This window comes from Borrelia crocidurae (assembly GCF_000825665.2).
GTDB classification, from domain to species: domain Bacteria; phylum Spirochaetota; class Spirochaetia; order Borreliales; family Borreliaceae; genus Borrelia; species Borrelia duttonii.
The window spans coordinates 14,830-29,300 of sequence record NZ_LN609267.1; the positions used below are offsets into that span (position 1 = coordinate 14,830).

Sequence of the window (14,471 nt, forward strand, 5' to 3'; positions counted from 1 at the left end):
TCAACAACCCAAAGCAATTCTTGCTTGCGAAGAAGTAGAATTATTTTTAAATCAAAACTTAAGAATTCAAATTGTTAGAGGATTTGAATTAAAATTTAAAAAAATTCCAATAGTATTTACGCATCTTCCTACAAGTCAAATAAGCAATCCAGAACTCAAAAAAGAAATCTGGCAAGATCTAAAAATGATAAAAGGCATAGTAAAATATGGATGATAACCTGGAACAAAATTTCTACTATGACATTGCATTCAATATACCTATCAATAGACTCTTTCTTTATAAGTACAAACTAACATTAAAAACAGGAACAAGAGTAATAACAAATTTTCATGGAAAAGAAACAATTGGAATAATAATTAAAAGCTATTACAAAGAAGAACTAAAAGAAGATTTTACATTTTCAATAAAAGATATATTAAAGGTCATTGACGATCATCCAATAATCACAGAACATAATATGAATCTTGCATATTGGATTAGTCAAAAAACATTTTCTGGATTTGGAGAAACTTTATTTTGTGGATTACCTAAAATTTCAACTTCAAATAAAAAAATAAAAAACAATAAAAGTGAAAGTCCAAAATCCAAAGTATCTATTCAATTAAATGAAGAACAAAATAAAATTTATAAAGACATTATTGAATCAAGTATCCAAAATACATTTTATTTATTTGGTGTTCCGGGTTCTGGAAAAACAGAAATATTTATTAAATTATGCGAAAACTATTTAGAACAAAAAAAACAAATAATTTTTCTCATTCCTGAAATTTCATTGGGTTATCAAATAATTCAAAGACTTAAATCAAGCTTAAGCACAAACAATATTTATGAATATAACTCTAAAGTATCCAATTCAAATAAAATTGCTATATGGAACAAGGTCAAAAATGGAGAAAGTTTAATCATACTTGGAATTAAGAGCGCATTAATGCTACCATTTACAAATTTAGGATTAATAATCATGGATGAAGAACATGAACACACATATAAATCTGAAAACACCCCACGATTTCATTCAAGACATATAGGATTTTTTTTACAAAACACTTTCAATGCCAAATTTATAATGGGAAGTGCAACTCCATCACTTGAGGCATATCTTGCAATGGAGAATAATCAAATTAAAAAGATGATCTTAAAAAATAAATTTTCAACAAAAACATTAAAAGAACTTAAAATAATTGATATGAAAAAAGAACCTCAAATAATATCTTCAGAATTACTTTACAGTATACAAAAAAGTATACTTGAAAAAAGGCAAGCATTAATCTTTATTAATAAAAGAGGATACTCAAAAACACTTGAATGTAAAATTTGTGAACACATAATTTGTTGTCCTAACTGTTCTGTTAATCTAACTTATCATCAAAATGAAAATAAACTCATTTGTCATTACTGTAATCATAAAACAAATACAATAAACACTTGTCCCAAGTGTAACTCAAAAGATATTATGTATAAAACATATGGTATTCAATTTGTAGAAAAAGAACTAAAAAAATTTTTGCCAAATGCACGAATAGCAAGAATAGACTCTAATATTAATCAAAAAGAAATTTCTCAATCAATAAATGCATTTGAAAATGAACAATTAGATATCTTAATTGGAACGCAAATTATTGCCAAAGGTTTTAATTTTAAACAAATTAAAACATTAGGGATTATTAATGCAGATATTGGAATAGATTTTCCTGATTTTAGAAGTAGTGAAAAAATCTTTGCAATAATTTCACAAGTCTTAGGACGAGCCGCAAGATTTAAAAGTGATAATACAATTATTATTCAAACAAAAAATCCAAATTATTATGCCATAAAATATGCATATGAAGGTAAATACGAAGAATTTTATCAAGAAGAAATAAAAATTCGAAAAGAATTAAATTATCCTCCCTTTAAAAAAATAATCAGAATAGTAGTTAGAAGTCAAAAACAAGAAGCTGCCAAACATAAATGTTCAGAATTTTTCGACATATCTAAAGAATTCTTAAATGACGATATAGAATATATTGGCCCATCAAAGGCCCCCATATCAAAAATATCCAAATATTACAGATATAACATTTTATATTTATCAAAAACATTTAATCCACTTGAAAAGTTAATACGCAATACAAAAGAAAGAATAAAAAATACAAAAGACACATATATTGAAATAGATTATTATCCTCTTTCACTACTTTAAAAAAATTTTGAACTATCCTTTACAAGTGTCTTTAAAAAAGATGAAAGAACATAAAGAGCTTTATCATTGTGTCCTCCTTCAGGAATAATTAAATCAGCATATTCCTTAGTAGGTTCAATAAACCTGTAATATCCTGCTCTGGTTGTACGTAAATATTGCTCAATAACAGACTCTAATGTACGCCCTCTCTTAGACATATCTCGTTCAAGCCTTCTAATAAATCTAATATCATTAGGAGTATCGATATATATCTTCAAATCTATTAAATTACGTACACGTTCCTCAACAAAAATCATAATACCTTCAACAATAATAATAGGAGTAGGCACTATCTTAATAGTTTCATCTCTTCTTTTATGGTTAATAAAATCATAAAGTGGCATATTAATCGATTGATTTTCTTTTAATTTTTTCAATTGCTTATAAAATAAATTATTATCAAAAGCATCGGGATGATCAAAATTAACATCTAAAAATTCATACTCATAATCCCCAACACTTTTATAATAATTGTCCTGAGATATAAGAACGAATTCAGAAATAACTTCACTAATTTTATTAACAATTGTAGTTTTACCACTTCCAGATCCACCAGATATTCCGATAATCTTAACCATTAATCTCTTCTTTAGAGCCGGGCAATTTAGGCATATTTTTTAATGTCCCTGCTACAAATACATTTTTAAACCCTAACCCTTTTAAAAGCTTCTCAGCTTCAAAAGACTTGCTAAAACTTTTACCATAAATTATTATTTGAGTATCCAAATTACCCAATTTATCTTTTTTTGCAAATAAATTTTTAAAAGGAATATTAATAGCCCTTGTATAATGAGACTTAGTATATTCCTTAGGAGATCTAATATCTAATATTTTTGCACCATTTTTAATTTTTTCTAATAAGGCTATGTTTGTTCTCTTCATTTTTAAAATAATAAAAAACCAAATATAAAAAAAGAGAAAAACTATTAAACATATAAGCTTTAAATAACTAACAATCATATCTTTTATAAAACAATAATATCAAAAAAAAAGAAACAATTGCAATAAAAGTGAATTGTTTTTTAGTAAAATTAGTATAAAATTCAGATGAATCAATAATTTTATACTAAAGAGTAAAGTAATAAAAAATGAAGAAAAAAAAGAACAAATGGACTAGAATAAAGCAAAAATTTAAATTTATTATATTAAAAATATTAAGAAAGCAACTTAAAAATGTCTTTAAAGATCCTAAGCTAATATTAATTAGCACTTTACAAATAATAATGGGCTCACTCTTAATGGCAATATCCACAAACATTTTATACATACCACATGGACTCTTAAGTGGTGGAATTGCGGGAATTTCATTGATGTTACACTATCTTTTAGATTTCAATCTAGGGCTTACAATCTTTATGTTAAATATTCCATTATTTATTATTGGAATAAAATTTTTAAATATAACTTTTGTAATTCAAAGCTGGATTGCAATGGCTTTATATTCTTTAATAGTCAATTATTCACAATTTTTACAATATAAAATGCAACTAAATGACATGATACTTGTGTCAATTTTAGCAGGTTTAATATCAGGTCTTGGACTTGGCTTAATATTTAAAGCAAAAGGTTCATCGGGCGGTACGGATATAATTTCTATGATAATTAAAGAAAAATATTCAATTAGTATTGGAACTACAAACTTTCTATTTAATCTTGCAGTATTGTTAATTGCAGCAACATTTTTTAATATCGAAATTGCTCTTTATACCCTCATAGCTTCATTTGTAACAGCTATAATGACAGACAAAACAAGTACAGGATTTGGCAATCAAAAAGCAATTCTCATCATCTCAGATAAAGGAAAAGAGATATCCTACTTGCTTACCAATAAATTAAAAGTAGCAGCTACACTACTTGAAGGTAAAGGTGCTTGGGCTGGCAATGACAAAACCATAGTTTTTATAGTAGTTCCAACAATGCGTATGTCTAGAATCAAATATATTTCTCAAAAAATTGATCCCAACTGTTTTATTACAGTCATTAACACAAATGAAATAACTGGTGGGAAAAAAATTATCGAAACAAATACAAATAAAAATGACATTGCAAGTTAAAACTTATCTAAAACAACATTCAAATCTTTAACAAGTAAACTCAATGTTGCATCATCATAAAAATTCGATAAAAAATCAATGAATCTTTTGGGCAATACTGAAATAAACTTCTTTAAAAAACCTTCTTTAATATTAATTTCAAGCTTAAAAGAATGAAGCATCAAAGATATTTCTTTAAATTCTTGATCTAGCCTAGAATAAATATCATCGCCTAATATTGGATGATTTAAATATTTCATATGAACTCTTAATTGATGAGTACGCCCTGTTTTAGGTTGAAGAACTACCAATGAATAATTTTTCATACTCATTAATACTTTATATTCGGTTAATGCTCTCTTTCCACTATTTTTATGCACAGTAAACTTTTTTCTATCATATCTATCTCTATCTATAAAAGTATCAATAATTCCACTATCAACTTTAAAATTACCTTTAACAATCGCAATATAAACCTTTTTAACAGATCTATTCTTAAACTGCTCAAATAAGAAATTTAAAGTTTCAAGATTTTTAGCACAAATCATTACACCAGAAGTCTCTTTATCCAACCTATGCACAATTCCAGGTCTAATTTTATTTTCCTGAAACTTATATCTTAAATTCGATATATGATGTAATAAAAAATTCACAACAGTATTCTCTAAATTTGATATACCAGGATGACTTAAAATCCCTTGAGGTTTTTCTATAACAATGACATTTATGTCCTCATAAAGAATATTAATGGACAAATTCAAGGGTACCAAATATTCTCCTAAATCAATACTTTCATTAAATTCTATTAATATTCTATCATTTATAAAAACGGGCTTAGATAATTTAATTGCACTAAAATAACCATCATTAAATTTAAATGCTTTTAATTCCCTCTTTTTAATCTGACTTCTATTAAAAAGACACAAATGTTCTGATAAATAAATATCTAATCTTTGAGAATTATGCTTTACAATAAACTCTTTTTTAAGTTTTACCATCTAAGAATAAATCAAGCTATCAATCAAAGCAATAATTAATGATATTGCAAGTCCAACTGACGTAGAAACTACAAATTTTTTAAAATTTTCATCTTTAGAAAGTTTAAAATTAGTCGCAAAAGGATATGGAAAACTTTTTGCACCATTGCTATTAAAATAATAAGATAAATCAAAACAATACAAACCTAAAAACAAAGCTATAGGAAAAGCACCAATACTTATTGCTGAAAACCTAAAAACTTTTTTACCCCAATTAGAATTAATAGTTTTTTCTATATTTAAATCCTTATTTTCCTGAATATCTTTATAAAAAAAATCATCGTTAAATTGAAACTTATCAAAAATTTCATTACCAAAATTAGTATTATTTTCGCTGAAATAAATTTCATTCTCCAGCGAAAATTTTTGACTTAAATTTAAATATTCAAAATCTAATTTAGTATAACCTAAAGAATTTGAATAAAGGATAAAAATATTGCAAATAAAAAGCAAAAATATAATCATCATTAATAATTCATGTTTCCAATTCTAACTTCAATGTTAAAGTTATCTCATCAACAAGTTCAGATGCACCAAAATATTGAATAGGCCCTGGGAAAACATATAAATTATTGATTGCCCATTGTTCACGATGCTTCACAAATTCATTAAAAGGTGCTCCATTTAAATCAACAAGAGCTTTTTTAATAACAGGTTTTAAAACACCATATCTCTCCTCCATATTCATCATCATTGTTATAGGCACCCCACCTGCAATCCATTCAGTAGAATTTTTATTTAAATTTTTAATAGTAGACATATAGCCTGTAAAACCATTTAAAACAAGCAATGCAGCATTATAACCCAAACTATAACAATAATCACTATCAAAATTTGAAGGAGTAACACTTCTACCCTCATAACCAAAAAAATGATCAATTGGAGAAAATTTACCACTATATTCACCAAGATTTCTTAACTCTTCTAATCGAACACTAACCATTTCCATAAATAACTTCTCAGTAGGCACTCGAGACACATGAAAATTACCATGAGGATCTCTCTCTAAAACAGAATTTACAAGTTCAATTTGAATAAATAATGGCAAAGACACATAAACTTTTTTCATATACTCACTAAGCTTAGAGATAAAAACTTTTCTTATATCCTCAACATCTAATCCCTTAAATTCCTCTTCATTACTATCAAAGATACTACACAATTCAATCATCAAAGATTTAACTTCAGGAATAAATTCAATAACGCCTTCAGGAATTATAATAACACCAAAATTATACCCTTTCAATGAACGCTTTATAACAACAAACGCTATATCTTCAACAATTTCTGATAAAGTTTTATTTTTTGCCAAAACTTCTTCAGATATAATACAAATATTAGGATGCGTCTTTAAAGCACACTCAAGAGCAACATGAGACGCACTTCTTCCCATTATCTTTATAAAATGCCAATATTTTCCAGCAGACATAGCATCACGACACAAATTACCTACCATTTCAGAATACGTTTTAGTAGCAGAATCAAATCCAAATGAAATTTGAATATGCTCATTCCTCAAATCAGCATCAATTGTTTTAGGGACACCAATAACTTGAATATCATGATGTTTTTTCTTAAAAAACTCTGCTAATAAAGCGGCATTAGTATTTGAATCATCGCCACCAATAATAATAAGAGCATTAAGATTATTTTTAAGAACTACTGACAAAACTTGCTCATATTGAACATAGGTTTCTATTTTAGTGCGACCAGAAGATACAATATCAAAACCACCTGTGTTTTTATAAGCATCTATTAAATCTTGTGTAATTTCAATTTTTTTATCATCTAACAAACCTGCAGGACCACCTTTAAAACCAAAAATTTTTGAATTTGAATTAGATTTTTTTATTGCATCAAAAATACCAGCAACAACATTATGTCCTCCAGGAGCAGGCCCACCTGAAAGAATTATTCCCACATTTAAAATTTTTGTAAAATCTACATTCGAAGAACCTTGAATAAAATTAACAACCGGAAGTCCATAAGTATTTTCAAAAACTTCTCTTAACTCATCTTTATTTCCAAGAGCATCTGTCTTGTCACCAAAAACTACACTAATGTTTTGAAAATCATTTGTTAAAATTTTTGGCAACCTTGGAACATACTTATATCTTTCCTTTTGCAAAATTGAAATCATATATCTTCTCCTTTCAAGATGTATCTAAATTATTACTAAGTAAATACTAAAATAATTAATCATTAATATCTATATATGACTTAAAAATAAAGTAGCATCACCATAAGAAAAAAATCTGTAATTCATTGTCACAGCTTCTCTATAAGCATTAAATACGAAATCTTTACCACCAAAAGAAGAGACTAACATTAAAAGTGTCGATTCTGGTGTATGAAAATTTGTAAAAAGCATATCAACAGATTTAAATTTATAATTTTTACCTGGATAAATAAAAAGATTGGTTTTCTGTTCACCTCTAGTAAACCTCCCCTTTTGTTTATCATAAGCAGATTCCAATGCCCTAAGAGTAGTAGTCCCAACAGCTAAAATTTTTTTACCTAAAGACTTAGCCCTCTCAAGCCTACAAGCTACAGAATCTCTTATTGAAAAACTTTCAAAATGCATTTTGTGTTTTTCTATTGTTTTGGTCCTAACGGGAAGAAAAGTCCCAAGTCCAACATGAAGTGTAATAAAATCATATTCAATATCATTCTGAACAAATTTAGAAAATAATTCTTCACTAAAATGTAAACCTGCTGTAGCTGATGCTGATGAACCAATATATTTTGAATAAATAGTCTGATAACGATCTTCATCCTCTTTATCATAATCTCTTTTAATATAAGGGGGCAAAGGAATAAACCCATACTGTTCAAAATAAGATTCATCCACATATCTATTAAATTTAATCGTAAATTCATTATCTAATTTTGAAATTATCTGGGCTGACAAATCTTGAGGAAATCTATACACTTTACCAACTTTTTGTCTTTTAGCCTTAGAAATTAAAGACGTAAATGTATCTCCTGTCAATCTATTTAAAATTAAAAACTCAACATTACCATCATAATCTGTCTTAGCATATATCCTAGATTTCCTTACTCTTGAATCATTAAATACTAAAAAAGTATTGCTGCCAATATACTTTAAAATATCATTTACTGAATCGGTATGATAAATTTTTTGACAAATAGAATCCAAAACCATTAATTTTGCCAAACCTCTTCTTTCACTTGGATACTGTGCTATTAAGTGATGTGGTAAATCAAAATAAAATTCCTTAGTCTCCATACTACCTACTAATATCAAAAATGGTTTGATTATTCTTGTTTAAATTTAAATGTAAATACGCAAAATCAGTAGCTCTGCGTCCTCTATTAGTTCTCTCAATGAAACCCCTTAAAACAAGATAAGGTTCATAAAAATCTTCAAGAGAATCTACTGTCTCTCCAACAGCAATTGCTAAGGTTTCAATTCCAACAGGACCACCTCTAAATTTTAATATCAAATTTTTCAAAATATTCCTATCTTGTTCATCAAGTCCCTCATGATCAATTTTCAACATCTCAAGTCCAGCAGTTACAACATCTTCTGTAATTAAATCATAACCACCAACCTGAGCAAAATCTCTCATTCTCCTTAAAAGTTTATTTGCCATACGAGGAGTTCCTCTTGAACTTTTTGCAAGAAGCAAGGCAGCTTTATCATTCAATTTAACATTTAAAATAAAAGCACTTCTTTTTATAATTTTTGAAAGCTCATTCTCATTATAAAGATCAAATCTAAATACAATTCCAAATCTTGCATACAAAGGTGACGCTACTTTTCCTGGCTTTGTAGTAGCCCCAATTAAAGTAAACTTAGGAATTGACATTCTTACAGTCCTTGCAACAGCACCTTGTCCAACTATACAATCTATCTTATAATCTTCCATTGCAATATAAAGCATTTCCTCTATTGCAGGTTTAAGTCTATGTATTTCATCAATAAATAAAACACTCTTATCATTAAGGGTCATTAAAATTCCAACAATATCTTTTGGTTTCTCAAAAGCTGGTGCTGAAGTTATTTTAATCGTAGTATTCATTTCAAGGGCAATAATACTAGCCAAAGTAGTCTTTCCAAGTCCCGGAGGACCACTTAAAAACACATGATCAAGCGCCTCATTCCTGTCTCTAGATGCTTTTATGAAAATATCTAAATTATCTTTAATATGAGATTGCCCTGAAAAATCTTTAAGAAATTCTGGTCTAAGATCATCTTCATTATTGTCATAAAGAAAATTTTTTTCAGAATTTAAAAAGCCCAAATCCACTTAAATTTCACCCTTTTTACTCAAAATTAATCATATACCTCTAAAATAAAATCTAAACTGAAAGTCTTTTTAAAGTCTCTGTAAATAAAAATTGTTCTTGATCGGCTTCTTTTAAAATTAAAAATTTATCACTAAGCATAATTTCTCTAAACGCAACTACAACCAATTTTCTATCAAAACCCATATTCACAATTGATTGTTCAAGCTCTTTAAATTTCAACACATACGAACTTGATTCATCACCCTTTACAAGTTTACCTCTAAGTTTTAAAAATATTTTCCCCGCTATTTTATTTCCAATACCTTTAACCTTAGAAATAAGATTAATATCTTCTTTTTCAATAGCAAGCCGAAATGCATCATATTTAATTCCAGATAATATTTTCAAAGCCGCTTTTGGCCCTATTCCATCAACACCAATTAAATCTTCAAAAACTTCCCGTTCTGATATATTTAAAAATCCAAAAAGCTTAACATCATCATCTCTAAAATGAAAATAGGTTAATATTTCAACATCTTCTAACAACCTCAATTCCATTTTACAAAAAGAACTAACTAAAATCTCAAATTCAAACGGAAAAGCTAAAATGATAATACTAGATTCTTTTTTATCTACAATCTTACCATAAATTTTATTAATCATAGAACTAAATTATAATTCATAAAAATTCAAGCTTATCTTATTTATAAAAATAAAAGCAAAATAAAAAAACTTTAACACTATACTAACAAATATCATCAACAATTTCTAAATTATGATAAACTTCTTGTACATCATCACAATCTTCCAATTTTTCAATAATAGCAAGTACTTTATCCATTTGTTCTTTATCTAAAGCAACTTTACTCTCAGGAACAAGTGCAACCTCTGCAATATCCTCTTCAAACTTAGTTCGCAAAATAGATGAAACGGATTCAAAATTATCAGCACTCGTTATTACTTCTACTTGAGAACCTTCACTATAAATATCTTCTGCACCTGCTTCCAATGCAAGCTCTATTATTTCATCCTCATGATATTTATCTAAATTATAAGAAATCAATCCCTTTTTATGAAACATATAAGACACAGAACCTGGAGCTCCAAGAGAACCCCCACTTTTTGAGAGAACACTTCTCACTTCACTTGCTGTCCTATTCTTATTATCCGTCAAACATTTAATTATTAAAGCCACACCATAAAGAGCATAGGCTTCATAAGTAAGTTCAAAATATTCAGATCCCATATTATCACCAATGCCCTTTTTTATTGCCTTTTCAATATTATCCTTAGGCATATTAGCAACTCTAGCTTTATTAACAGCAAGTCTCAAGCGAGGATTAGAATCAATATCCCCTCCTCCCATTCTAGCAGCAATACTTATTTCACGAATTAACTTAGTAAAAATCTTATTTCTCTTAGCATCAAGAGTACCTTTCTTTCTCTTTATAGTTGACCATTTACTGTGACCAGACATTCAAACCTCCACCAATTTCATCAATTTTTCTAAAAGATCAAACTTATTACGCCTAATTAAATAGGCTTTAATTGTATTAAACATCAACATAAGAACTGTAACAGGCCCAACTCCCCCTATTACAGGAGTAATGAACCTAACACGATCCTTTACTGCCTCAAAATCAACATCACCTACAAGAACACTACTATTATTAACATCTACTCTAGAAATACCAATATCAATAACATAAGGATGTCCAACTATCATACTACCATCTATTAATTTAGGTTTTCCAACAGCAGAAATAATAACATCTGCTTGTTTTACATAAAAATCTAAATTGACAGTTTTACTATGACAAACAATAACAGTTGCATTATAAGGCTTACAAGATAGCAAAATAGAAATGGCTCTTCCAACAAGCAAGCTTCTACCAATAACAACAACAGTTTTGCCAGAAATTTTTATTTTATAATCAAATAAAATTTTCAATACAGCAAGAGCCGTACAAGGAATAAACCCTCTCTTATCTCCCAAAACTAATTTACCCAAATTCACAACAGAAAGTCCATCTACATCCTTTATAGTTAATATGCTATTTAAAATCATATTCACATCTATTTTATTAGCAAGTGGCAACTGAACAATAATCCCATCAGTATAATCATTTGTATTTTCAATCTCAATTAAACGCAAAATGTCATCTTGATGCGAATTCTCACCCAACCTAATAACATTAAAGTTAATACCAATTTCTTTAGATACTCTCTCCTTAACAGAAACATAAAGTTCACTTGCAGGACTATTATTTGCTAAAATTACTTTAAGAGAAACTTTATTTACTAAATTATGATAGATCAAGAACTCTTTTAACAACAAATAATATCGATTTGCAAAAATTTTACCATCAAAAACACTGCTCACATAAGCCCTCCCCTCCACCAATCTAGTTTGAAGCATTATCCATTATACTATATTTGTACTTTAAGTATAAACATGAATAAATGCATATAAAAATTAATTGTAATAAAAACTATTTTTCAATATAATAACTTTTAAAAGAAAGAATTTTGAAAATATGGAGAATAATGAAAAAAATTTTTTTAACGGGGTTTATTTTAGTATTATTGTTACACATAAATACAAAAAAGCTAGAAGCATATTCAATCGACAGAAATGGGAACTCCATTATAGAAGTAGATTTAAGTCTAGGAATTCCCCTATTTTACAATGATCTATCAAACATTTTTTCTTCAAACTTGTATCCCGGTGGCCTTGGAGCAGCAAAATATAAATACCACATATTAAACAACCTGGCTATAGGAGCCGAACTTAGATATATATTTAATTTTGACATCAATCACTCATTTAATTTATTAAACCCTGATTCTGTAATAGGCAAAACACTTACCATAGTACCTATTACATTCCTAACAACTTACGTATTTGACATAGGTGAACTTTTTCAAATACCCATATTTTCAAACATAGGACTTACTTTAAATTATTATGGAGACAAAAGTGATAGTATTTCAAATTTAAGAACATTCGATACAATGCCTGTAATATCTATTGGTTCTGGAATTTTCTGGAATTTTAATTACAAATGGGCTTTAGGAGTTACAACTTCATGGTGGGCAATGTTTGAATTTGGAAATTCAGCTAAAACTGCCCATTTTTTACTAATATCACTCTCAATAATAGTAAATATGAACAAATTATAGGTAAATTATGAATAAAAAAAACTTAAAAAAATTAATTATAATAATATTAACATTTTTAAACCAAGTAATATTGGACTGCAATAATTTTTTTCAGCTACTAAAAAATTACAAAAAATTTGTAGTAACAATAATATTTTAGATAGCTCAAGTCCAAGTGGTATTTCATTAATAAACAATACTCTTTATATTGCAGCCATGCATCTATTTAAAAAGGAAAACGGAAATATAACAAGAGTAAATTTTAGCAATTCTTATGAATTTGTGATCGATCTCGTCAATGTGTCAGGAACAACATATTTGTTAGTACAAAATAAAAATGGACAATTAGAACTATATTCTTTTGAAAATAATAATTGGAAACTTTTATTCCAAAAAAATGTAACTCCAATTAAATTTCTAAAATCTATAAGTATAAGCGAAATTACCGCAGCTTATATCCTGGCAATAGAAAACAATGGCAAACAAATTATTCTAGATACAAATGGAAATAATCAAACTCCCAATTCTGCAACTCATAATGACAAGTTTTATCAAATTTCAAATAACAATAAATCAATTACAGGAAGATTTGCTAAAATTTGGAAATTAAATAGTAGCGAAGTTACAAAAGTTAATACAACAAATGAAATAATGGCAATAATAGATACAAATATTCGCGGTTCGCAAGAAACTTTAGTATTTACTGGAAGAAATACTGACTCAACAGACAATAAATTTGAAATATATTCAAATAAAGACAATTATAAATTTCCAATATTCAATCGTGATAACATAGGAGAATTTATTGCATACTTTGCAAGAGAATTCCATGACATAATACTGATTGGAAGTAGTAATGGATTTGTAGAACTTATTAAAGATAAGGATACTTTTATCTTACAACCACCCTCACAATCTGTATTGTCAGGTTCTTACAATGGCTCGCAATTAAGTAAAACCAGACTTAATGATATCATACCTATATCAAAAGAAATAATTTATATATTAACACAAGGAAAAGGACTATGGAAAATCGAAAATAAAAAGTTAATTAAAGAATAAACGATGAAAATTCATTGTAAAATTTGAATATTTACTTTTATTAGTTTCCTTATAAAAAGATTTTCTAATTTTAATATCTAAGTTAAAATTTAATTTAGCTCTAAAGTGCAAATAACTTATATTGTTTCTATCGAAAATTTGACCCTCATCATTCATAACTTTAATTTGACAATCTAATAAACTTTTAACAAATAATATATCTCTAGTAATCACCATACTATTTTTATCAACTAATTCCAAAATAAAAGAATCAACATCACTTACAACTTTAACAAAAGTATTTTTGAATATCCTTAATTTTAGCTTCCTATTTGCAACCAAAATAAGTTCTACATTTCTACTTAACACAAAATTTTGCAAAAATTTTATTATTTCCAAATTACAAGAATCAGCATCAACAAAAATTTTATTTAACAACCTTATAACCCATTATTTTTAGCAATAAAAAAGATAAAATATCAGACTGTCCCACAGGACCAAATACCCTAGAATCATTTAGTATTTCTAAATTTTCATTTAAAAGAAAAAATTCATTTTTCTTTAAAGAATAACATTTAATTACTTCATCAAAACCAAAGAAATCATTTAATTTATAACCTATCATCAAATTACCATTCAAATAATAAGAATTATTAACTTGTCTATATACTAAAACATCAAAACCCTTAACGTATACTAAATCTCCCCAAGTAGCAACTATT

17 protein-coding genes are annotated in these 14,471 nt (G+C 27.4%); 5 read left to right on the plus strand and 12 right to left on the minus strand.

The genetic code is table 11. The features are described 5' to 3' along the window. Together BN1173_RS00090 and priA are read left to right on the plus strand one after the other, a co-directional pair. Positions 1–214, plus strand: a 214-nt coding sequence (locus BN1173_RS00090) for a hypothetical protein (protein WP_040235700.1), incomplete at its 5' end; no start/stop codon positions are given. After that, positions 207–2,183, plus strand: coding sequence for a replication restart helicase PriA (gene priA, locus BN1173_RS00095; RefSeq protein WP_040235701.1), 1,977 nt, complete (start codon positions 207–209; stop codon positions 2,181–2,183). The genes BN1173_RS00090 and priA, both read left to right, overlap by 8 nt. On the opposite strand, the gene udk is transcribed toward priA, so the two are convergent. Together udk and BN1173_RS00105 are read right to left on the minus strand one after the other, a co-directional pair. Beyond that, positions 2,180–2,800 carry a uridine kinase gene (gene udk, locus BN1173_RS00100; protein WP_012537791.1) on the minus strand — a complete coding sequence of 207 codons (621 nt, stop codon included), beginning with the start codon at positions 2,798–2,800 and terminating at the stop codon, positions 2,180–2,182. The two genes, priA and udk, sit on opposite strands and share 4 nt — an antisense overlap. Further along, positions 2,793–3,182 (minus strand): rhodanese-like domain-containing protein, encoded by a 390-nt coding sequence (locus tag BN1173_RS00105; RefSeq protein WP_025400470.1) that lies wholly within the window; start codon positions 3,180–3,182, stop codon positions 2,793–2,795. The genes udk and BN1173_RS00105 overlap by 8 nt, the downstream gene beginning before the upstream one ends. A 128-nt stretch (positions 3,183–3,310) precedes the next feature. Here BN1173_RS00105 and BN1173_RS00110 point away from each other — a divergent pair, with 128 nt between their 5' ends. Further along, positions 3,311–4,276 (plus strand): YitT family protein, encoded by a 966-nt coding sequence (locus tag BN1173_RS00110; RefSeq protein ID WP_014695931.1) that lies wholly within the window; start codon positions 3,311–3,313, stop codon positions 4,274–4,276. Here the strand turns inward: BN1173_RS00110 and BN1173_RS00115 are convergent. The 8 genes from BN1173_RS00115 to BN1173_RS00150 all read right to left on the minus strand — a co-directional run bounded on the left by BN1173_RS00115 (position 4,273) and on the right by BN1173_RS00150 (position 11,929). Then, positions 4,273–5,253 (minus strand): RluA family pseudouridine synthase, encoded by a 981-nt coding sequence (locus BN1173_RS00115; RefSeq protein WP_040235707.1) that lies wholly within the window; start codon positions 5,251–5,253, stop codon positions 4,273–4,275. The genes BN1173_RS00110 and BN1173_RS00115 overlap by 4 nt on opposite strands. Next, positions 5,254–5,760, minus strand: coding sequence for a hypothetical protein (locus tag BN1173_RS00120; RefSeq protein WP_040235709.1), 507 nt, complete (start codon positions 5,758–5,760; stop codon positions 5,254–5,256). It lies immediately after the preceding gene. Between the two features lie 7 nt (positions 5,761–5,767). Further along, a complete protein-coding gene (locus BN1173_RS00125; RefSeq protein ID WP_040235710.1) occupies positions 5,768–7,432 on the minus strand; it encodes a diphosphate--fructose-6-phosphate 1-phosphotransferase in 1,665 nt (554 codons plus the stop codon). A 69-nt stretch (positions 7,433–7,501) separates the two neighbouring features. Continuing rightward, complete coding sequence (gene queA / locus BN1173_RS00130) at positions 7,502–8,542, minus strand: tRNA preQ1(34) S-adenosylmethionine ribosyltransferase-isomerase QueA (protein ID WP_040235712.1); 1,041 nt, start codon at positions 8,540–8,542, stop codon at positions 7,502–7,504. A 1-nt stretch (position 8,543) separates the two neighbouring features. After that, positions 8,544–9,566, minus strand: coding sequence for a Holliday junction branch migration DNA helicase RuvB (gene ruvB / locus BN1173_RS00135; protein WP_040235713.1), 1,023 nt, complete (start codon positions 9,564–9,566; stop codon positions 8,544–8,546). 52 nt (positions 9,567–9,618) lie between these two features. Beyond that, entirely contained in the window at positions 9,619–10,209 is a 591-nt protein-coding gene (ruvA, locus tag BN1173_RS00140) for a Holliday junction branch migration protein RuvA (RefSeq protein WP_014695937.1), read from the minus strand. Positions 10,210–10,291: 82 nt separating this feature from the next. Then, positions 10,292–11,023, minus strand: a complete 732-nt coding sequence (locus tag BN1173_RS00145) for a YebC/PmpR family DNA-binding transcriptional regulator (protein WP_012537800.1) — start codon at positions 11,021–11,023, stop codon at positions 10,292–10,294. After that, the gene (locus BN1173_RS00150; protein ID WP_040235715.1) at positions 11,024–11,929 is read right to left on the minus strand and encodes a bifunctional 5,10-methylenetetrahydrofolate dehydrogenase/5,10-methenyltetrahydrofolate cyclohydrolase; all 906 of its coding nucleotides are present in this window, start codon (positions 11,927–11,929) and stop codon (positions 11,024–11,026) included. It lies immediately after the preceding gene. 164 nt (positions 11,930–12,093) lie between these two features. On the opposite strand from BN1173_RS00150, the gene BN1173_RS00155 reads away from it, so the two are divergent. Continuing rightward, positions 12,094–12,729, plus strand: a complete 636-nt coding sequence (locus BN1173_RS00155; protein WP_014695939.1) for a BB0027 family outer member beta-barrel protein — start codon at positions 12,094–12,096, stop codon at positions 12,727–12,729. Between the two features lie 195 nt (positions 12,730–12,924). After that, entirely contained in the window at positions 12,925–13,770 is an 846-nt protein-coding gene (locus tag BN1173_RS00160) for a hypothetical protein (protein WP_246040010.1), read from the plus strand. On the opposite strand, the gene BN1173_RS00165 is transcribed toward BN1173_RS00160, so the two are convergent. Continuing rightward, a complete protein-coding gene (locus tag BN1173_RS00165; protein ID WP_040235717.1) occupies positions 13,756–14,187 on the minus strand; it encodes a DUF188 domain-containing protein in 432 nt (143 codons plus the stop codon). The genes BN1173_RS00160 and BN1173_RS00165 overlap by 15 nt on opposite strands. Then, positions 14,177–14,471: S26 family signal peptidase (locus tag BN1173_RS00170; protein WP_040235719.1), on the minus strand; the 295-nt coding region annotated here is incomplete at its 5' end. The genes BN1173_RS00165 and BN1173_RS00170, both read right to left, overlap by 11 nt.